Here is an 18,124-nt window from a genome sequence, read left to right as displayed (position 1 = left end):
GACACACCCCCAGAAAGGAGACCTGGCATGATACGACCCATCCACCTCGCGGTGGCCGCGAGCCTCGCGCTGCTCGCGCCACTGCCGGTCCTCGCCACGGCGGACGGCCCCGATTTCTACCGCGTCGTCGGCGTCGCCGCGAACGACATGCTCAACCTGCGCCGCGGACCGGGGACAAGTTTCGAGACCATCGTCGGCCTGCCCAACGGCCGCGAGGTCGACCTTCTCTCGCGCGAGACGCACGGGGGGACGCAATGGTGCCTCGTCGCGCTGCGCGAGACGCCGCAACTGCAAGGCTTCGTCGCCTGCCGCTATCTCGGCGAGTGAGGCCGCGGCGAAGCGACGACGCCCGGGCAGTCCGAGCCTCGCGGCAAAACCGAGCCGGCGAGTTCAGAGGCGCGGCGCGCGGAGAAGAGGAGACCAGATCACCATGACCCGCATCTGCCGCTTCGTCATCGGGCTGTTCGTCGCCCTCTACGTCGCGGCGCTGGGCCTTTTCGTGATCGGCACCTTCGGCCTCCTGGGTCAGGAACGCGATCCGCTTTCGGGCGTATTTCTCCTGCCGCTCGGATGGCCCTGGACAGGGCTCGTAGATCTGTTCCCCGAGCCGCTCTGGCCATGGCTGACGAGTGCCACGCCGCTCCTGAACCTCGCGGTTCTCGTCACGCTATGCAGTTTCCTCACGGGACGACATGGCCAAACACGATGACATGGCGCAGCCCGCCGTCCCGGAAGTTCCTCGCATGCCGCGTTCGACGCGCGAGACCGCAGCCGGCGGAGCATGTCCTTCGGACTCTCGCAGTTCCGGCTTCATGAAGCCAGCGTCCGCGGCAACCGGTCGTTCCCCAGGAGGCAAGCCGAACCGCGCCGAGGCCAGCCGCCTGATCGAGGCCGGAAAGAGATCGGCCCAGGTCAGATGTCCAGCCAGGCCCGCTCGAAATGCATCTCGCGTGCCTGGTGGCGCTCGTAGCCCTTCAGCTCGGCCACATGGTGCAGCGTCTGGTTGACCCAGAAGGGCTGTATGATCACGCCACTGTCCTGCAGCATCGCCTGCAGGTCGGCCATGATCGCACGACGCGCCTCGGCGTCGTAGATGCCCATCGCCTCTTCGAGCTTCGCGTCGAATTCGGGATTCGCGTGGCCGGATTCGTTCCAGGCCGAATCCGACTTGTAGGCCAGCGCATAGACCTGCACCCCCAGCGGGCGCGCGCCCCAGTCCGTGGTCGAGAAGGGATACTTCGTCCAGTTGTTCCAGAAGGTCGCGCCCGGGACCACCGTGCGCTTCACCTTGAGGCCTGCGTCGCGCAGCTGCGAGGCGATGGCGTCGGAGGTCACCGCGCGCCAGTCGCCCGAGATCGAGGTCAGCTCGATCTCGGTCTCTGCATGGCCCGCCTCCTCCAGCATGGCGCGGGCCCGGTCGGGGTCGTGTGCCGGCGACGGCAGTTCCGCATACTCGGGGTGCATCGGCCCGACGTGGTGGTTCTCCGCCACGGCGCCGTGGCCGGCATAGCCCAGCTCGAGCACCACGGCGTTGTCGGTGGCCACCTGCACGGCGTTGCGCACAGCCTTGCTGTCGAAGGGCGGCGAATCCGACCGCATCCGCGCGACGACGGTCGCCGCCGTGGGCTTGGCCTTGCGGATCAGGCCGAGGCCGTCCAGCACCTCGACGAAGTCCGAGGGCGACAGGTCGTTGACGTGGATCTCGCCCGCGTCGAAGGCGGCAACGGTCGCAGCCGGGTCGGTGCCGTAGTCGATGAACTCGATACCGTCGAGAAAGACCTCGCCGCCCCACCAGCCGCTCTCGCGGCGGCGCAACGTCGCGGTGCCGCCCACCTCGAGCGACTCGAGCTCGAAAGGCCCCGTGCCGACCGGCGCCGCGGCCAGATCGCCCGCGAAGTCCCGGTGCACGATCAGCGCCGGATAGTCCGACATGGTGGCGATCAGCGTGATGTCCGGCGTGGCGAGGTTGAGCCGCACGGTGTGATCGTCCAGCGCCTCGATCGCGCCGTCGCGGGCCATGCCGGTGTCGGGGTCGATCAGCGCGCCCATCCGCGCGGCCATCGCGTTGCCCTCCGCCGTGCGGTCGCACCAGCGCCGGATGTTGAAGACCACGTCCTCGGCGGTGAAGGCGTCGCCGTTGTTCCAGAGCGCGTCGCGGCGCAGGTTCAGCGTGTAGGTCCGGGCGTCGTCGCTGACCTCCCAGCTTTCGGCCAGCATGCCGGAAAAGGTGTAGTCCGGCTCCCACCGCACCAGCGGCTCGAGGAATTGCCGCGCGACATTGGCCTTCTCGGTCCAGTCGTAGAGCCGCGGGTCGGCGATCTCGAGCACCTGCATCGAGACGCGCAGCGTGCCGCCCGCCTTCGGCGTCTCCTGCGCGGCGGCCGGCGCGGGCAGGCCGAGAAGCCCGTAGGCGCCGGCGGCGCTGGCGCCGAAGGTGCTGGCGAGCGCGAGGAACTCGCGGCGGTCCAGCCGGCCTGCGCGGGCGTCGCGCGCCATGCGGCGCACGAGGGGGCGGATCGGGTCGGTGTTACGGGTCATGGGGTTACCTCCGTGTCGGCTGGTGTCGGCGGTGTCGCCTGTTCGCGGTCTTGTGCAGGGATGCGGGGCCGGTCGGCGGCGCGGCGATACCAGCCGCCCACCGCCGCCTCGTAGGCAAGCCCCGCGCGGAACACGTCGCCGTCGGCCAGCAGGCGGCCGACGAGTTGCAGGCCCACGGGGCTGCCCGCGGCGGTGCGGCCCGCCGGCACGCTCAGCACCGGATGGCGCGAGAGCATGTTGAAGGGCAGCGTCATCGCCGTGTCGAACTCTCCGATGGCCCGCCCTTCGATGGCGAGGGCGTGGCGCTCCGGGGCGTAGTCGGCGGGGATCGCGGCGCAGGCGGTGGCGGGCGCGACCAGCAGGCGGCAGCGCGCCATCACAGGGGCGAGCGCGGCGTGCATCTCGGCCGCGGCCGCGAGGCTCGCCAGATGGTCCGAGGCGCCGGCCCTGCGCGCCGCTTCCGCGAAGCGCAGAGCGTAGCCCGTCATCAGCGCGCCCTGTGTTTTCGCCTGCCGGGCGATCCACTGGCCGAAGCCCATGCGCAGGTGCGCCCAGCCCGCTGCGATCATCGCCGGGGTCCAGGGCAGGCGCACCTCTTCGATCTCGGCGCCGAGATCGGCAAAGACGGCGAGTGCGCGGCGCGCGGTCCCGACCACCTCCGGGTCGGTCCGAAAGGCGCCAAGGTCGGGGGACCAGGCGATGCGCCAGCCGGTCAGGTCGCCGGGCGCTTCGGCGAGCGGCTCGCTCTCGGGCAGGCAGGCGGGGTCCGACGCGTCAGGCCCCGCCAGCACGTTCTGCATCAGCATCGCGTCGGCCACGCTGCGCGCCATCGGTCCCGCGTGGCAGTAGGTATCGAGGTTGAAGGGCGCGTCCTGCGGCACGCGTCCGTAGGGCGGCTTGTAGCCCACGACGCCGCAGCGGGCCGCGGGCTCGCGGATCGAGCCCGCGATGTCCGACCCGGTGGCAAGCGTCGTGCTGCCCGCCGCCAGCGCCGCCGCCGCCCCGCCGGAGGAGCCGCCGGGCGCCGTCTCGGGGCGCCAGGGGTTCCGGGTCACACCCCAGCGGCGCGAATGGGTGTAGTAGGCGCAGGAGAACTCCGGCGTCGCGCTGCGGGCGTGCGGGATGCCGCCCGCCGCCAGCACACGTGCGTTGACGACAGCGGTTCGGGTGGCGGGCCTGTCCGGCATGGTCAGCGAGCCCAGTGAGGTGGGTTGCCCGGCCAAGTCCGTGGAGTCCTTGATCGCCACGGGCAGCCCCTCGAGCGGGCGCGCCTCGCCGCGCATCCACCGGGCCTCGGCCTCTCGCGCGGCCTGCATTGCCTGTTCGGGGTAGCGGAGCGGCAGGGCGTTCACGACGGGCTCGGTCGCCTCGGCCCGGGCCAGCATCGCACGCATCAGTTCCACGGGCGAGAGTGACCGCCGCCGGAAATGGTCCAGCGCCTCCACCGCGCCGAGATAGGCAAGGTCGTCAGGGGACACCGGCCACCTCCACCGCGCAGGCGTCGAGCGCCGCCTCCATCACGTCCATGATCGCGTCGAGATCCTCCGGCGTGGCGACGTAAGGGGGTGCGATCGCCAGAACAGGGCCGATCAGGCGGAAGAAGACGCCGCGTTGCTCCGCCTCGGCCGCGACGCGCGCGGCGTCCTCGGCGCGCGTCATTTCCACGGCGGCGAGCAGGCCCTGCCGCCGCAGCTGTCCGATGCCGGGACGATCCGCCAGCCGCGCCAGCCGACGGCCCAGATGCGCGCCCAAGCGGGCAACCTGCGCCGGCAAATCCATCTCTTCGTAGATGTCGAGCGTCTCGAGCGCGACGGCGGACCCTACCGGGTGGCCGCCGTAGGTGAACCCGTGGCCGAAGGTGCCGTGCTGATGCGCGAAGCCGCCGATCGCGCGCGCCATCTCGCCCGAGATCGCGACGGCCGAGAGCGGGAAGTACGAGGCCGTCAACTGCTTGGCCAGCGTCATCATGTCCGGCCGGATGCCCCAGGTCTCGCAGCCGAACCATTCGCCGGTGCGGCCGAAGCCGGTGATGATCTCGTCCGCGATCAGCAGGATGTCGTGGCGGGCCAGCACCTCCTGGATCTCGGCCCAGTAGCCCTCTGGCGGCAGGATCACGCCGCCCGCGCCCATCGCGGGCTCGCCGATGAAGGCGGCGATGGTGCCCGCGTCCTCGGCCCGGATCAGCGCATCGAGTTCGCGTGCGCGGCGCTTCGAGAAGGCGATCTCGCTCTCGCCCGGCTCGGCGTCACGGAAATGGTGCGGGCGCCCGGTGCGCAGCACGGCCGGCAGCGGCAGGCCGAAGCCGGTGTGACAGTAGGACAGCCCGGTGAGCGCGGCGCTCATCTGGCCCGAGCCGTGATAGGCGCCCTCACGCGCGATGAACCGCATCTTGTCGGGCCGGCCGCGCGCGGACTGGTAGTAGCGCGCGATCTTGGCCGCGCTCTCCACCGCCTCGGACCCGGAAGTGGCGAAGAAGACCTGCGACAGCGGGGCGGGCAGCCGGGCGACGAGCCGGTCCGCCAGCCGCTCGGTCACCGCGGGCGTGCGGCCCATGAAGCTGTGGTAATAGGCAAGCTCCGCCATCTGCTCGCTCGCCGCCCGGCGCAGGCGCGCGTCGTCGAATCCCAGCGAGGCGCACCAGAGCGCCGCGACCGCGTCGATGAACTCGCGCCCCTGATCGTCGCGCACGCGGATGCCGTGCCCCGAGACGATGCGGCGCGGGGCAGCGGCTTGCGGGTCGGTGAAGGGGTAGAGCTGGGACATCGGGCCTCCTTTCGCGCCAGCGTCAAGCATGGCGCGAGCTCTGTCAAAAGAGGATTTCTCCTGCTATGACTGACCAAAAGGAATGGTTCGTGCGATGCTGCCCAATCTCAACGCCCTGCGGGTCTTCGAATGCGCCGCCCGGCACGAAAGCTTCACCCGCGCAGCCGAAGAGCTGAACGTCACCCAGTCGGCGGTGAGCAAGCAGATCGCGGCGCTCGAGACGCAATTCGGCGCAGCGCTTTTCGAGCGCAGCGCGCGGGCGGTCACGCTGACCCCGCTGGGGCGCGAGGTGGCGAAGGCGGCGGAGGCCGGCCTCTCCACCCTACGCGAGCGGCTGGCGGCCGTTGGCACCGACCTGCCGCGCCAGATCCGGCTGGTGGCCGATTGCGACTTCGTCCAGCTCTGGCTCTTCGACCGCCTTGCGCGCTTCGAGCGGGCGCAGCCCGACATCCGCGTGTCCGTCGAGGTGCGGCTGGGCATGAACGCACCGCCCGAGGGCGGCTACGACTGCGCGGTGATCTGGGGGCGCGGCGCCTGGCGCGACTGCCGCTTCGAGCCGCTGATGACCAACGCGGTCTTTCCCGTGGCCGCGCCCGGATTCTTCGATGGACTCGGGCGCAGGCCACGGCTGGCCGATATCGCGGACGAGGTGCTGATCCACGACCAGACCACCTTCTGGTGGGCGGCGCTGCGCACGGCGGCGGGCATGCGCGCCTTCGACCCGGACGCCGGACGGCTCTACACGCAGTCCTGGCTGTGCCTGGAAGCTGCGGCCCGCGGCGACGGGGTGACCATGGGCGACGAGGTAACCGCGCAGGGCCATGTCGCGACGGGCCGGCTGGATGTGCCGCTCGACGCGCGGCTTCCGTCGCCCGACGCCTATTACCTCGTCACACCGACGGCACAGGCCGCGAGCGAGGAGCTTCTTCTGTTCCTCGACTGGCTGCGCGAGGAGGCGGCGGCGCACCGCGCGTGGTGGGCGGCCTTCTGGGCGCGGCGCGAGGGCCGGCCGCCTAGCCCGCCTGCGACAGGAGCCACGCCCGCAGGCGCTTGACCCCCGGGCGCGTGGCGGCCCGTTCGGGCACGACCACCCAGAAGGCGAAGCCGGTGCGATGGCGATAGGCGAAGGGCGCGGCGAGCCTGCCGGTGCGCAGCATGCCCGCGCCGAAAGGGCTGCGGTTCATGGCGAGGCCGAGCCCCTCCGCCGCCGCCTCGAGCACCTGCGAGCGCGCGTCGAACATCAACTGCGGCCGCACCGCGCGATGCGCGGCCCCCGCGCCGGCCAGCCAGTCGCTCCATTCCCCGGGCGCGAGGCCGCAGCCGATCAGGCAATGCGCGGAAAGATCGTCGGGCGTGGCAAGCGCGTTGTCCGCGAGCCAGGCGGGCGCGGCCACGGGAAAGATCTCTTCCCCCATCAGCCGATCGCAGACCGCGCCCTCGGGCGTCGCCTCGGCGTAAAGGATCGCAAGGTCGGTGTCGCTGCCGTCCAGCGGGTGGTCCTCGGTGTCGGTGCGCACCTCCACCGGGACATCCGGGTTGGACGCGAGGAAGTCGCCCAGCCGCGGGATCAGCCAGAGTTGCGCGAAGGAGGCGAGCGCCTGCACCCGCACCGGCCCCTCCGCCGCGGCGCCCAGCGCGGTCTGCGTCGCCGCGTCGATGCTGTCGAGCGCGGCGGAAAGCCTGCCGGCATAGGCCGCGCCCTCGGGCGTGAGCGTCAGCCCCTCGGGCCCGCGCGTGAAGAGCTTCACGCCGAGAAACAGCTCGAGCGACTTGATCTGATGGCTGACGGCCGAGGGCGAGATGAGCAGTTCGTCGGCAGCGTCCTGCAGCGCGCCCTTGCGCGCCGCGGCCTCGAAGGCGCGCATCGCGGCAAAGGGGGGCAGTCGTCTGGCCAATGGCGCCTCGCGTCGGGGACCGCTCAAACCTCGCGCGTCAGCAGATCCTCGTCAAAGGGATAGTGCGACATCGGCTGCAACCCGTCCGCCCGCACCACGAACTGGTCCTCCAGCTTGACGCCCTCGGGGCCGCCCGGCTCTCCGATGTAGCTTTCGACGCTGACCACCATCCCCTCTTCGAGCACGCCCTCGCCGGTGTAGCGGTCGAGATCGCCGGCATGGGCGATGATCGGCTTCTCGCCGTGCATGCCGACGCCGTGGATGATCGACGGGTAGCGCAGGTCGTAGAACCGCTCGGGGATCTGCCAGGCCGCCTCCGCGATCTCGCGGAAGGTCATGCCGGGCTTCGCGATGGCCGCGTTGTGCTGGATCTGTTCCCAGGCCATCTTGTAGAGCGACTTCTGGTAGCCGCTCGGCCGACCCGGCCCGCAGTGGAAGGTGCGCGAGATGTCGGCGTAGTAGCCGTTGACGCCGATCGTGTCGGTGTCGAGCGCGAGCAGCTCGCCCGGCCGGAGCCTGCGTTCGCCCGCCTCGTTGAACCACGGGTTGGTCTTCGGCCCGGAACTCAGCAGCCGCGTCTCGATGAACTCGCCGCCGCCCATCAACACGCCGTGATACATCTCGGCGAAAAGCTCGTTCTCGCTGACCCCTGCCTCGACCTTCTTTTCCACGTTCCAGACGGCCGTCTCGACCGCGGACATGCTCAGCGCGAGACAGGCGATCTCTTCGGGCAGCTTGATGCGCCGCGTGTGCAGCATCATCTGCAGGCAATCCTCGACTTCCAGCCCTTCGGCCTCCAGCGCGAGCGCGAGGGTATGCGAGCAGCGGTCCATGCCCACGCGCCGCCCCCCGCCGCAGTCGGTCCGCATCAGCGCCGCGATCTCCTGCGCGAAGGGCTTCAGCACCTCGCGGTCGCGCCCGTTGACCGAGGCGAAGACGACCTTCGACTCGCGCGCGTACTGGATCGTCTCGAGCCAGGTCGAGATATGCGCGCTGCCCGGATACTCGAAAAGGATCACGTCCCCCTCGAGCGGGACATAGATGTAGCGCGTGGAGTTGCGCAGGAAGTAGCCGAACATGTTGCGCGAGCCCGTGGCGTAGCGCTGGTTGTAGGGATCGAAGAGCAGCACGGCGTCGAGCCCGTTCGCGCGCATCATCTCCCGCGTCCGGGCAAGCCGCCTGGTGCGCAGGCTGACCTCGTCGTAGTCGCGCGGCACGGTGTCGGCCGCCGAGGTGGTGCGGTTCGCCACCTTGCGCTGGCGGATGTCGATCTCCAGCCTGTCGGGGGCCTCGCGCAGGTTGGGGTGGTCGTCCATATCTCGCTCCCCTCAGCCCGTGAGCCCGTCGTCGCGAGCTGCCGCGCCTGCGTGCCCTTCGGTCGTGCGACCGAAGATCTGGCGCGTCTTCTCGGGATTGCCGACAAGCCCCGGCTCGCGGGCGTAGGCGAAGATCACGGTGTGCCGGTCGCGTGCGCCTTGCACGGGTGACACCCTGTGCAGCGAATAGCGTCCGAAGAAGATCTGCAGATCGCCGGCCTCGAGATCGAGGCGCCGGACCGGCGCCCGGTCGCCTTCCAGCACACCGGCGACCGCGCCGTAGTTCTCCGCGCCCGGCGCGCGGATCTGCGGGCAGTAATCGAAGGCGCCGCCGCCTTCGGGCGGCTGGGTCAGCAGCGTGACGATGAATTCGTTGCTGTCGAAATGCCAGCCGTGCCCGGTGCCGGGCGGCAGGACGTTGACCACGAGTTGCGCGAGCGGATCCGCGAACTCGTGGATTTCCTCGAAGCCCAGACAGGCGCCGATGAATCGACGGAACTCGGGCGCGTGATACAGTTGCCGTATCCGCGTCTCCGGCCCGATCAGGTCGCCAGCGACGAACCCGTTGTCGCGCTGCACTTCGGTCCTCAGCGGATGCCCCTCTGGCCGATCGGGCTCCGGCGTGCCGCCGTAGACCGTCGCGCGCGACGAGGTGAAATGCGCCTGCGGTGCAAGCGCCCGCGTCTCCTCGGCGATACCTGCCAGCGCGGCCGGGCGGACAAGGCGCTTGAGAATGGCGCATCCGTCGTTTTCCAGCGCCGCGCGCGCTTCGGCCACGCGGCGCCGATAGGTTTCGCTCCCGGGTGCGTCGAGCGGATACCTGTCGAGATCGACAGCGGAAAGCGCATCGGTGGAGATTGCTGTCTCGATGGTCATCGCGATCCTTTCTCCGGCCTGCCGGAACTTCGTGGGAAACCACTCCGGTTCTTGGGGCGAGACCTTCAATCCACGGCAGGCCAGGCACAATTGAATTCGGCTCAGCGTTCATCGGATCGAATTCAGACGTCAGCTCGACGATGGGATCGTTGCGGCAAGAGCGGTCCGGAGATGGGCCCCGCCAAGCTGCCTGCAGGATCGTGCGTCGCACGTGACACGACGAGGGCCGGGCACGAGCGGGTAACGGCGGCCGGGTGCGGTCCGCGACACGGCGGCGGCGACCGTGGACGAGGCGAACAAGGCTCCCGCCGCAACTCGGGACGCGACCGGACTGCCGGTCGCCGCCAGAAGCCGCTCAGACCCTTCAGAGTCACGCGTGCAGCGCCGAAACGGGGTCTCCTCGAAGGGGAGCCTCGGAACGCCCGGTTTATCCTGGCTCTCAGCGACGCTCTCTGCGGACGAAACAGAGGAACGGAATCCTCGGCGAATCGTCGCGGTGGTCAGGCGCTCGAAGAGCCTTGCTGCCAAAGTACAGGCGTTCGCCGCCCAAACGAGGCGGCGATGATATCGCTACGCAAAGGCGGAGCGGCGCGAGTCGGGGTTCGGCGTGCCCAGGCTGGCTGCCGGCTGGTCGCCGTAGAGACGCAAGGCACCGGAACACGGAAGCCCTGGACGAGAGCAACGCTTCGAGAGGGGCCTCGAAGAGCCCGGTCGTGGGTCCGCGGCGATCCGGGGAGAGCAAGGCGGACAAGTCTGGAGCGAAGCACCAATGCGCGAGCCCATCAGATGAAGGCATTGGCCCGCACGCGCGGGCTCCTGGGCTCGGTCGGCCCGACCGACGACAACTGCGCGCGCTCGCTTTCGGGCAGGTCTGCGCGACGGGTGCAGTCCAGATCGTATTGCGCCATCGCAGACGCGGCCGGCCCGAAGACCTCCGGTGCGGTGTCCGCGAGCAACCCCAGGGCCTTCTGCAGGTGCAGGTGGACCTCGATCATGCCCGCGCCATCGCGCGCGATCGGGCGGAACGCGTCGATGATCGCCTCCTCCGGAAGGATGGGCGGGACGTGCACGCGCGGAAAGGCGGTCCCTTCCATCTCTTTTGGCTCCCAGCGCGACAGGATGCGAACCAGTCGGCCGATCACCCCGATCGCCGTTCCCGGGTCGTTCACCGCTGGCGAGAGCGCGCGCGATGCGATCTCGGAAAGCACGATCAGCCCGAACCGCGGGTCGTCGTCGAACACGCGCTGCCGTCCGAACGAGAAGGCCGCGCGCATCTTGTGTACCTGCGCGTCGTCCGGCGCGCGGCCCTCCACGACGAGGAGCGGCGCGCCGGGCGCCACGTAGCTGCCGGGCAAGCGGCTCAGGTAGAGGTTCGCGCCCATCTCGCCGGCCACCGTCTGCAGGCGCTGCATGTCGAGATGAAGGACGTAGCCGGCGGCCTTCGCGATGACCTTGTGCCCGTCGACCGGCGGTGCCGTCAGCAGCGGGCGCCCGCCGAGGAAGGGCGAGCGCAATCGCCGGTCGAGGGCGGCGGTCGTGGCGTCCTCCACCCGGTCGAGGATGTTCTCCATCCGCCCGAACTCCATCAGATGGCTGATCCAGCGGATCAGCGACACGATGACGAGCGCCACGACGCCCGCGGTGACGGCGAAGAGGATCAGCCGGCCCCTCGCGTCATAGAGATCCGCCTGCAGGGCGACCAGGCCGAGCAGGCTGAAGACGAAGGCCCCCAGAAAGGTCGCGAGGACGTTCTGTGTCGTCGGATCCTCCTGCAGCAGCGCGGTCGCGCGCGGCGTCGCCGTCTGCGCCGCAGCGGCGAAGGCCTGCACGGCGACCGACAGCGAAAACGTCGTCACCGCCAGCATCGACGTGGCGAGAACGACCAGAAGCTGCTCGACCGCCTCTGCGCCGGTTTGCACGCCGGGAAACCGCGGCAGCAAGGGCGCGACCAGTTGCGCGAGAATCGCTGAGATCAGTGCGAGCAGCGCGAAGGCGCTCACGCGCACCCAGATCTTTCGGAGTATGAGACGGAGCTGCCAGAGCTTGCCGGAGAGCATGATGAAGAGTCCGATCTGGACGCGGGTTCTTCCGGTATCATCCACGAAACCGGCGGGCATGTCGCGCGATCTCTGCCGGCGCCCCGGACCGCCCCTGATTTGCGGGCGCCGCCTCCGGACCGGTCCCGCCGTGCCATCGTTCCCGGATGTGATCCCAGAACCCGACGCGGAACGAGCTCAGAATGAGCGAAGAGAACCGGTCGGCGCACGACGCCGGCGTGGAGAGGACCAAGGCGAAGCTGGATGAGTGGAACGCCCAGATGGACAAACGCCAGGCCAGGGTCGACGCGGCGCAGCACGACGACGGGCCGCCAATGACGCAGGGATCGCCGCTGCAATTTCGAAAGATCGTCCGGTTCGCCGCATGCGCGGGAAAGGTCAGGCCAATGAGGGTCGCCACCGCTGCGACCAGAATGGGAATGCGTGACCTCTCCCACCCCCGCAGTGCCAGATCATCTCGACTGAGAAACGCAGCGCCGCGTCCTGCGCGGAGTGGCAATGATGCTCGACGACGGAACCCTTGCTGCCCGCTCTGGTCCGGCGGGCATATCGCCACTCTCGACACCCCTTCCGAGAAGCTAATGACGGCTTCAAGGGTTGGCGCATGGCGAGACCGGACGCCTTCCGGCTTCGCGCAATCGTTCCGGTGCCTGCTTCGCCTCGCAACGGTTTGCCCTGCGCGCCCCCGCTGAGCACCACGGCGCGCAGGTCGCCCAGGGTGTTGCAAGGCTCATGCAGACGCTCTTCCGGCATTCGTTCACTGACGGAGCGGCTGCCGCGAGAGAGCGTGTCAGTGTCGGAGCACACCACGCGACATGCGCTGGATCGGCGACGCTCGGGTCGGCGGCCCGCTCCGCGAAGGCGGTCAGGTCTTGGCGATGCGGTAGATCGCGGGGATCACCAGCACGGTGAAGGCGGTCGACGAGGCGAGGCCGAACAGCAAAGAGATCGCGAGGCCCTGAAAGATCGGGTCGAACAGGATCACGCTCGCGCCGATCATCGCCGCGATCGCCGTCAACAGGATCGGCTTGAAGCGCGTCGCGCCGGCCTCGATCAGGATATCGACGGTCACCCGCCGCTCGGGGTCGGCGTGGCGGATGAAATCCACCAGCAGGATCGAGTTCCGAACGATGATGCCTGCGAGCGCGATGAAGCCGATCATCGAAGTGGCCGAGAAGGGCGCGGCGAACAGCCAGTGGCCCAGCATGATCCCGAGGAAGGTGAGCGGCACCGGCGTCAGAATCACCAGCGGCAGACGAAAGCTTCCGAACTGCGCGACGACGAGGATGTAGATGCCCAGCAGCGCCACCGCGAAGGCCGCCCCCATGTCGCGGAACGTCACCCAGGTCACTTCCCATTCGCCGTCCCAAAGAAGCACCGGCGCCTCGGTGCTCTCGGGCTGACCGTTGAGTCGGATCGCAGGTTTCGTGCCCTCCTCCCAATCCATCGCGTCGAGCCGCTCGGCGACAGCGAGCATCCCGTAGAGCGGCGCCTCGAACTGGCCGGCGAGCTCGCCCGTCACCATGATCGTGTCGATCCCGTTGTGGCGGAAGATCGGATAGGAGGCGCGCTCCTCCCGGATCCGGACCACATCGCCCAGTTCGACGACGCCGCGTCCGCCGGGCAGGGCATTGGCCGGAACAGGGGTGGAGAGCGCCTCTTCGTCCATCACCCGGTCGGCCTTCGCCCTGGCCATGACGATGGGAATGGGCCGCCGCCCCTCGCCGCGGTGGGAGTAGCCCACCGTGGTGGAGCCGTTGAGCAGACGCAGCGTCTCCAGCGCGTCGCGCTCCTGCACGCGGTAGAAGTCCATGTCGGTCGGCTGGAGCTCCGCGCGCAGGCGGCGCGCGCGTTCGCCGTAGCTGTCGTCGACGTCGACGATGAAGGGCACCTCTTCGAACGCGCTGCGGACCTTCCGTGCCACCGCGCGGCGCGTCTCGGGATCGGGGCCGTAGATCTCGGCGAGAAGCGTTGAGATGACCGGCGGGCCCGGCGGAGGCTCCACCACCTTGAGCACCGTGCCCTCCGGCACGTCGAGCGCGCGCAGGCGGTCGCGGAGCTCCAGCGCGATCTCATGCGATACGCGGTCGCGGTGATGCTTGGCCTCGAGGTTGACCTGCACGTCGCCCATCTCCGGGTTCTGGCGAAGATAGTAATGCCGCACGAGGCCGTTGAAGTTGAACGGCGCGGCTGTGCCCGCGTGCGTCTGCGCCGAGATCACCTCGGGCAGTTCCATCGCCACGCGCGCGGCGGCCTGCGCCACCGCGTCGGTCGCCTCCACGCTCGCCCCTTCGGGCAGATCGATCACGACGGACAGCTCCGACTTGTTGTCGAAGGGCAGAAGCTTGACTGTCACGTGCTGCGTGTAGAGCGCGGCGAGCGAGCCGAAGGAAAGCGCGGCAACCACGATCAGGAAGAGCGCGGAGCGCCACTTGCCGGCCAGGACGGGCCGCGCGAGACGCGCGTAGAAGCGCCCGAGCCGCCCGCCCGGATGGCCCTCGTCCTCGGCGTGATGGCGGGCCGAGGCGCGGCCTGCGATCTTCAGCATGAGCCACGGCGTGATCATCACCGCCACGAAGAAGGAAAAGATCATCGCCGCCGAGGCGTTGGCCGGGATCGGGCTCATGTAGGGGCCCATCAACCCCGAGACGAAGAGCATCGGCAACAGCGCCACGACCACGGTGAGCGTGGCGACGATGGTGGGGTTGCCCACCTCGGCAACCGCGGTGACGGCGGCGCCGAAGGGGCTCTGGGTCTCGCGCTTCATCGCCCAGTGGCGGGCGATGTTCTCGATCACCACGATGGCGTCGTCCACGAGGATGCCGATGGAAAAGATCAGCGCGAAAAGCGACACTCGGTTGAGCGTGTAGCCCATGATCCAGGCTGCGAAGAGCGTGAGCAGGATCGTGACGGGGATGACGATCGCCACGACCAGCGCCTCGCGCCAGCCGATCGCCAGCCAGACCAGCGCGACGATAGACACGGTGGCCAGGAAAAGGTGGAAGAGAAGTTCGTTCGCCTTCTCGTTCGCGGTCTCGCCGTAATCGCGCGTCACCTCCACCTCGACCGTGTCGGGAATGATCCGCCCCTCCATGGCTTCGACCCGGTGCAGGATCTCGTGCGCGACCGTCACCGCGTTGGCGCCCGCGCGCTTGGCGACCGCCAGCGTCACGGCGGGCTGGCGGACGATGTCGCCCCCCGCACCCCGCTCCAGCGTGGCGACGTGGTGCTCGTCGATGTCCGACACGAAGGCGACCTCGGCCACGTCGCGCACATAGACCGTCCGTCCGTCGCGCGCGGTCAGCTCGAGGTTGCCGATCTCGTCGGGGGTGGAGAGCGTCTCGCCCAGCGTCAGCGGAATCTGCTCGCCCGCGTCGCGGACCGTGCCGGCGGGCGCTGCGGCGTTCGCGCCCTGCACCTTGGCCGCGAGCTGCTGCAGCGTGATGCCATAGAGCGCCAGCCGCTCCGGATCTGGAGCCACGCGCAGCGCCTCGTCGGTCGCACCGATCACGTAGGTGAGGCCGACGTCCTCGATCCGGGCCAGCCGCACCTCCACCTCGCGCGCAACGCGGGTGAGCTCGGCGGCCGTGACCGCGTCCTGCCCGGCCACGGGCGAGAAGGTGAGCGCCACGATGGGCACGTCGTTGATACCGCGCCCCACGACCAGCGGCTCAGGGATGCCGACGGGGATTCGATCCATGTTGGCCAGGATCTTGTCCCGCACGCGCAGGATCGCGGTGTCCTGCGACACGCCCACTTCGAAGCGGGCGGTCACCATCACCCGGTCGTCGCGCGTGTCGGAATAGACGTGCTCGACCTGATCGATGCCCTTGACGATGGTCTCCAGCGGCTCGGTGACGAGCTTCACCGCGTCCTCGGCGCGCAAACCGTCGGCCTGCACGTGGATATCGACGAGCGGGACGGAAATCTGCGGCTCCTCCTCCCGCGGCAGGCTGACCAGTGCGATCAGGCCCACGGCCAGCGAGGCGAGCAGGATCAAGGGGGTGAGCGGCGAGAGAATGAAGGCGCGCGTGAGATGCCCCGCGATCCCCAGCGCGCCGGAAGGCCCCTGTCCGGACGGTTCACTCATCGGGCGTCACCACCGTTTCGCCGGCGGCAAGGCCGGTCAGGATCTCGCGCCATGTCGTGCCGTTGCGCTCGACGACCGCGCCGGGCACGACCACGCGCGCCAGCCGGCCTTCCGCTGACTCGACCGTCACGAAGTCGAGCCCGCCGCGCGTGTCGATGGCGGCGTCGGGCACGAGGATCGCCATGCGCTCCGCCACCGGCAGGCGGACCGGCACGCGGCGACCCACGAACCTTGCGTCGAGCCCTTCGATCTCCACGTCGGCCTGCACGCGGCCGCCCTCGATCAGCGGGTAGAGTTTGACGAGCTCGCCCGTGCGCCTGTCGAGGCCCATGCCGCCGGCGCCGGGTCCAATCTCGATCCGGTCCCCCTCGGCAAGATCGGCTGCGAAACGCTCGGGGATGGCGAGGCGCAGAAAGGCGCCCCCGCCGCCGATCTCGGCGATGGCCTCGCCCGGCGTGACGACCGAGCCGCGCGCCACCGGAACTTTCAGCACCACGCCGGTCTCGGGCGCCAGCACCTCGCCCTCCTCGATCTGTTGCTCGATCACCAGCCGCTCGGACTCGACGCTCGATATCTCGCCGCGCAGCACGTCGACCTCGGTGCGCAGCTGATCGAGCCGCTGTGTCGTGATCACGCCCCGCTCAAGCAGCTGCTCGCCGCGCTCGAGGTCGGTCTGCGCCGTCTCCAGGCGGGCGCGGAGCGCGTCGAGCCGGGCGTCGAGCGCGTCGATGCGGAATTGCAGCTTGTCGTCCTCGATCATGGCGATGCGTTCGCCCGCCTCCACCTGGTCGCCCTCCGTGACGCCCAGCGCGGCAACGGTTCCGCCGATGCGCGCCCGCGCCGGCACCCGGTCACGTGTGGCCACCTCGCCGTAGACCGGCTTCCACTCGGTGATCCGTTGCGGCGTGATATCCAGCGTCTCGGCGGAGGCCGCCGCGGCAACGATATATCCGACAACGAGAACGAATACGGCGTACATGGTTTCCTCCAGGAGGTCTGGCGTCCCGCGACGATCCGCTACCTGATAGACGGAAGTCCCATCGCCGATCTTTGATTTCACGCAAGCGGTATGCAGCGCAATGGCCGTCGATCGGTCCCGAGGCGACATGCCGAGACGGTCTCGACCTCGCGCCACGCGCTGTGGCGTGGGTGCAGCGAACGGGACAGACGCCCGGGCGCCGCGCGAGGACGTCGAAGATCTCGCCGCGCTCCCAGCGAACAGAGGGGGCCCGAGATCCGCAGCGATCCCCGAGAGTGGCCTGTAGGAGGGATGTCACGATCCTTTCCGGGGCAGAAGGGCGTCGAACCACAGGGCCAGTCCCGCGACGAGCATCGCGGCGCCGAGCCAGGCCGAGAGTCGGGGCAGGATCGAGAAAACGAAGAGATAGTCCTGCCCCACCGCCCAGAGCGGGGCCGCGACGAGGCCGGCCGCCAGGACGCCGGCCGCCGCGCGCGAGGCCGGCGAGACGGGACGGCGGGCGCGCCACAGCGCCACCGCCGCGAGCGCGATCAGCGCGACGATCGCACCGAGCGCCACGCGCTCGGCCCAGAGCACGCGCGCCATGCCCACAGGGGCGACGCCCAGACTCTCCGACCAAGCCCGCAGCACGACGGCGAAGAGCGGCCAGGCGCGCTGGCTGTTGGCGAGGATCACGATCGCGTCGCCGCTCGCCGGCACCATGTGCAGGTGGCTCATCCAGCCGTATCCCTGCCCGCCGTGCCAGAGCGCCGTGCGCCCGTCCGACAGCGTCTCGGTGAAATGCCCCAGGGCATAGCCCTCGGCGGCCATGCCGTAGAGGCCCGGAACACGGGCGACGGGGCGGTGCAGGGCGGCGACGCTTTCGGGCGCGAGCACAGGTTGCGGTGCGCCCATGCCGGCGGCCGCGAAGCGCGCAAGATCGGCGGCCGTCGCGTGCAGGCCCCCGGAGGCCCGGCCGGGATAGACGTAAGCCGCCACAGGGTGCCCGCGCAGATCGTGCCCCACCGGCATGGCCGCCCCCGTCCAGTCGTAGCTTGCGCGCGGCATGCCGAGTGGCCGGAGCACCTCGCGCGCCATCCAGTCCGCGAACTCCTCGCCGGTGACCGCCTCGACGAACAGTTCCAGAAGGTTGAAGCCCGTGTCGGAATAGGAAAACCGCGCGCCCGGCTCCGCGATCACGGCGAACTCGCGCGCCAGCTGCGCGGCGGGATCGGGCCGGGGCGCTTCGGGCGGGTAGCGCGCCGCGTAGTCGCCCAGGCCGATCCCGGCGGTGTTCGACAGAAGCTGCCGCGCCGTGAAGGGCGCGGTGACCGCCGGCGGCGTCCAGCCAGCGAGGTCGCCCGTCACCGGCGCGTCCAGGTCGATCCGCCCGGCTTCGGCCAGCTTCATCACGCCCCAGGCCGTCACCGGCTTGGAAATCGACTCGACGCGAAAAAGCGCGTCCTCGGTCATCCCGCGGCCGGTCGCCGGATCGGCGAGGCCGAAGGCGCGGGTCCAGACCGGGCGGCCCTCGCGCAGGAGGGCGACCACCACGCCGGGAACGCCGTCGGCCGCCATCCGGGCCGGGATGGCCTGAGCCAACCGATCCTCCAGCGTCTCCCCCGCGAGAG

General features: G+C 70.0%; 13 protein-coding genes. 3 read left to right on the top strand and 10 right to left on the bottom strand.

Annotation, left to right across the window (positions count from 1 at the left end; all coding sequences use genetic code 11):
- Positions 1-27 precede the first annotated feature (27 nt).
- Positions 28-327, top strand: a complete 300-nt coding sequence (locus DRV85_RS14250; RefSeq protein ID WP_113290150.1) for an SH3 domain-containing protein — start codon at positions 28-30, stop codon at positions 325-327.
- 103 nt (positions 328-430) lie between these two features.
- On the top strand, positions 431-709 hold the full coding sequence (locus tag DRV85_RS14245) for a hypothetical protein (RefSeq protein WP_113290149.1): 279 nt from the start codon (positions 431-433) through the stop codon (positions 707-709).
- A gap of 203 nt (positions 710-912) precedes the next feature.
- Here the strand turns inward: DRV85_RS14245 and DRV85_RS14240 are convergent, their stop codons facing one another.
- From DRV85_RS14240 to DRV85_RS14230, 3 genes are read right to left on the bottom strand one after another with little or no spacing between them, the layout of a single operon-like run.
- Positions 913-2,538, bottom strand: coding sequence for an ABC transporter substrate-binding protein (locus tag DRV85_RS14240; protein WP_113290148.1), 1,626 nt, complete (start codon positions 2,536-2,538; stop codon positions 913-915).
- Positions 2,535-4,016, bottom strand: coding sequence for an amidase (locus tag DRV85_RS14235; RefSeq protein ID WP_113290147.1), 1,482 nt, complete (start codon positions 4,014-4,016; stop codon positions 2,535-2,537). Before DRV85_RS14235 ends, DRV85_RS14240 begins: the two co-directional genes overlap by 4 nt.
- On the bottom strand, positions 4,006-5,301 hold the full coding sequence (locus DRV85_RS14230) for an aminotransferase (RefSeq protein ID WP_158540164.1): 1,296 nt from the start codon (positions 5,299-5,301) through the stop codon (positions 4,006-4,008). Before DRV85_RS14230 ends, DRV85_RS14235 begins: the two co-directional genes overlap by 11 nt.
- Positions 5,302-5,395: 94 nt before the next feature.
- Here DRV85_RS14230 and DRV85_RS14225 point away from each other — a divergent pair, with 94 nt between their 5' ends.
- On the top strand, positions 5,396-6,355 hold the full coding sequence (locus tag DRV85_RS14225; RefSeq protein WP_158540163.1) for a LysR substrate-binding domain-containing protein: 960 nt from the start codon (positions 5,396-5,398) through the stop codon (positions 6,353-6,355).
- On the opposite strand, the gene DRV85_RS14220 is transcribed toward DRV85_RS14225, so the two are convergent.
- From DRV85_RS14220 to DRV85_RS14190, 7 genes are all read right to left on the bottom strand, one after another.
- Positions 6,315-7,166 carry a LysR substrate-binding domain-containing protein gene (locus DRV85_RS14220; protein ID WP_113290144.1) on the bottom strand — a complete coding sequence of 284 codons (852 nt, stop codon included), beginning with the start codon at positions 7,164-7,166 and terminating at the stop codon, positions 6,315-6,317. The genes DRV85_RS14225 and DRV85_RS14220 overlap by 41 nt on opposite strands.
- Positions 7,167-7,219: 53 nt before the next feature.
- A complete protein-coding gene (locus DRV85_RS14215) occupies positions 7,220-8,512 on the bottom strand; it encodes a M24 family metallopeptidase (protein WP_113290143.1) in 1,293 nt (430 codons plus the stop codon).
- A gap of 12 nt (positions 8,513-8,524) precedes the next feature.
- Complete coding sequence (locus DRV85_RS14210) at positions 8,525-9,388, bottom strand: HalD/BesD family halogenase (RefSeq protein WP_113290142.1); 864 nt, start codon at positions 9,386-9,388, stop codon at positions 8,525-8,527.
- Between the two features lie 782 nt (positions 9,389-10,170).
- Positions 10,171-11,505, bottom strand: coding sequence for a DUF2254 domain-containing protein (locus DRV85_RS14205; protein WP_113290141.1), 1,335 nt, complete (start codon positions 11,503-11,505; stop codon positions 10,171-10,173).
- 805 nt (positions 11,506-12,310) lie between these two features.
- Entirely contained in the window at positions 12,311-15,535 is a 3,225-nt protein-coding gene (locus DRV85_RS14200; RefSeq protein WP_113290140.1) for an efflux RND transporter permease subunit, read from the bottom strand.
- The gene (locus tag DRV85_RS14195; RefSeq protein ID WP_113290139.1) at positions 15,528-16,514 is read right to left on the bottom strand and encodes an efflux RND transporter periplasmic adaptor subunit; all 987 of its coding nucleotides are present in this window, start codon (positions 16,512-16,514) and stop codon (positions 15,528-15,530) included. The genes DRV85_RS14200 and DRV85_RS14195 overlap by 8 nt, the downstream gene beginning before the upstream one ends.
- Before the next feature lie 294 nt (positions 16,515-16,808).
- On the bottom strand, positions 16,809-18,095 hold the full coding sequence (locus DRV85_RS14190; RefSeq protein ID WP_158540162.1) for a serine hydrolase domain-containing protein: 1,287 nt from the start codon (positions 18,093-18,095) through the stop codon (positions 16,809-16,811).
- Positions 18,096-18,124: the final 29 nt, after the last annotated feature.

The organism is Rhodosalinus halophilus, assembly GCF_003298775.1.
GTDB classification, from domain to species: Bacteria; Pseudomonadota; Alphaproteobacteria; order Rhodobacterales; family Rhodobacteraceae; genus Rhodosalinus; species Rhodosalinus halophilus.
This window is presented reverse-complemented; position numbering and strand designations above follow the sequence as displayed.

Bases quoted from the DNA above. Each gene is read 5' to 3' on its own strand.
- DRV85_RS14225 (WP_158540163.1), top strand. From the start codon at position 5,396: ATGCTGCCCAATCTCAACGCCCTGCGGGTCTTCGAATGCGCCGCCCGG.
- DRV85_RS14210 (WP_113290142.1), bottom strand. From the start codon at position 9,388: ATGACCATCGAGACAGCAATCTCCACCGATGCGCTTTCCGCTGTCGAT.
- DRV85_RS14240 (WP_113290148.1), bottom strand. From the start codon at position 2,538: ATGACCCGTAACACCGACCCGATCCGCCCCCTCGTGCGCCGCATGGCG.
- DRV85_RS14215 (WP_113290143.1), bottom strand. From the start codon at position 8,512: ATGGACGACCACCCCAACCTGCGCGAGGCCCCCGACAGGCTGGAGATC.
- DRV85_RS14230 (WP_158540164.1), bottom strand. From the start codon at position 5,301: ATGTCCCAGCTCTACCCCTTCACCGACCCGCAAGCCGCTGCCCCGCGC.
- DRV85_RS14250 (WP_113290150.1), top strand. From the start codon at position 28: ATGATACGACCCATCCACCTCGCGGTGGCCGCGAGCCTCGCGCTGCTC.
- DRV85_RS14200 (WP_113290140.1), bottom strand. From the start codon at position 15,535: ATGAGTGAACCGTCCGGACAGGGGCCTTCCGGCGCGCTGGGGATCGCG.
- DRV85_RS14220 (WP_113290144.1), bottom strand. From the start codon at position 7,166: ATGCGCGCCTTCGAGGCCGCGGCGCGCAAGGGCGCGCTGCAGGACGCT.
- DRV85_RS14245 (WP_113290149.1), top strand. From the start codon at position 431: ATGACCCGCATCTGCCGCTTCGTCATCGGGCTGTTCGTCGCCCTCTAC.
- DRV85_RS14195 (WP_113290139.1), bottom strand. From the start codon at position 16,514: ATGTACGCCGTATTCGTTCTCGTTGTCGGATATATCGTTGCCGCGGCG.
- DRV85_RS14205 (WP_113290141.1), bottom strand. From the start codon at position 11,505: ATGCCCGCCGGTTTCGTGGATGATACCGGAAGAACCCGCGTCCAGATC.